At 68.4% G+C, this 1,691-nt stretch carries 2 protein-coding genes; both read left to right on the top strand.

Annotated elements, in window-relative coordinates; all coding sequences use genetic code 11:
• A partial coding sequence (locus tag FJU11_RS18165) for an electron transfer flavoprotein subunit beta/FixA family protein (protein ID WP_141168484.1) occupies positions 1 to 699 on the top strand: 699 nt, incomplete at its 5' end.
• 91 nt (positions 700 to 790) lie between these two features.
• Positions 791 to 1,691: electron transfer flavoprotein subunit alpha/FixB family protein (locus tag FJU11_RS18160; protein WP_141168483.1), on the top strand; the 901-nt coding region annotated here is incomplete at its 3' end.

Raw genomic sequence — 1,691 nt, 5'->3', positions numbered from 1 at the left:
CGCGTGAAGCCGGACGGCTCGGGCGTCGAACTGGCGAACGTGAAGATGTCGATGAACCCCTTCGACGAGATCGCCGTCGAGGAGGCGCTTCGTCTGAAGGAGGGCGGTACGCTCGAGGAGGTGATCGCGGTCTCCGTCGGGCCGGCGAAGGCCGAAGAGACGCTGCGCACCGCGCTCGCCATGGGCGCCGATCGCGCGATCCTTGTTCAGACCGACGACATCGCCGAGCCGCTCGCCGTCGCCAAGATCCTGAAGGCGGTCGTCGAGGCCGAAGGGCCGGAACTCGTGATCTGCGGCAAGCAGGCGATCGACGACGACTGCAACCAGACCGGCCAGATGCTCGCCGCGCTGCTTGGCTGGAGCCAGGGCACCTTCGCCTCGAAGCTCGCGCTTGCCGAGGGCAAGGCGTCCGTCACGCGCGAGGTCGATGGCGGGCTGCAGACCGTCTCGCTCGCGCTGCCGGCGATCGTCACGACGGATCTCAGGCTGAATCAGCCGCGCTACGCCTCGCTGCCGAACATCATGAAGGCGAAGAAGAAGCCGCTCGACAAGAAGACGGCGGCCGATTTCGGCGTCGATACGGCGCCGCGTCTCGAAGTGCTGAAGACCGAGGAACCGCAGGGCCGCCAGGCCGGCGTGAAGGTCGAGAGCGTCGCCGATCTGGTGGACAAGCTCAAGAACGAAGCCGGCGTGCTCTAGGAACCGAAGCCCCGCTTCCCCGCTTGGATGCCTCCGGGGCCGGCGCTTCGATCGCGCCGGCCGCGAGGCGAGAAAAGGACGACAGGAAACCATGCCCCTTCTTCTCGTGGCCGAACACGACAATGCGACGCTTTCCGACCAGACGGCGAAGGCGCTGACCGCGGCAAGGGCGATCGACGGCGACGTGCACGTGCTCGTCGCCGGCCGCAATGCGCGGCCCGCCGCCGAAGCCGCCGCCAGGCTCGACGGCGTCTCGAAGGTGCTTCTCGCCGAGGCGGACGCGCTCGAACATCGCCTGGCCGAGCCGACCGCGGCGCTGGTCGTCTCGCTGGCCGCGACCTACGACGCGCTCGTCGCCCCGGCGACGACGACCGGCAAGAACGTCATGCCGCGCGTCGCGGCCCTCCTCGACGTCATGCAGATCTCCGACGTCGTCGAAGTGGTGGACGCGAAGACCTTCAAGCGGCCGATCTATGCGGGCAACGCCGTGCAGACGGTGAAGACGAACGAGGCGAAGGCGATCGTCACCGTGCGGCCGGCCTCCTTCCAGGCGGCCGGCGACGGCGGCGCGGCGGAGATCGAGAGCATCGAGGCCCCGGCCGATCCCGGCCTTTCGAGCTTTGTCGAAGAGAAGCTTTCCGAAAGCGAACGCCCCGATCTCGCCTCGGCGAAGATCATCGTCTCGGGCGGGCGGGCGCTCGGTTCGGCGGAAAAGTTCGAGGAGGTGATCACCCCGCTCGCCGACAAGCTCGGCGCCGCGATCGGCGCTTCGCGCGCTGCGGTCGACGCCGGCTACGCGCCGAACGACTGGCAGGTCGGCCAGACCGGCAAGGTCGTGGCGCCGGCCCTTTACATCGCCTGCGGCATCTCCGGGGCGATCCAGCACCTTGCCGGCATGAAGGACTCCAAGGTCATCGTGGCGATCAACAAGGACGAGGAAGCCCCCATCTTCCAGGTCGCCGACTACGGCCTCGTCGCCGATCTCTTCGAGG

Origin of the sequence: Pararhizobium mangrovi, assembly GCF_006516965.1 — a bacterium.
In the GTDB taxonomy this organism is placed as follows: domain Bacteria; phylum Pseudomonadota; class Alphaproteobacteria; order Rhizobiales; family Rhizobiaceae; genus Pararhizobium_B; species Pararhizobium_B mangrovi.
Note: the sequence above shows the minus strand (reverse complement) of the source record. Positions and strands in the feature narration are given on the sequence as shown.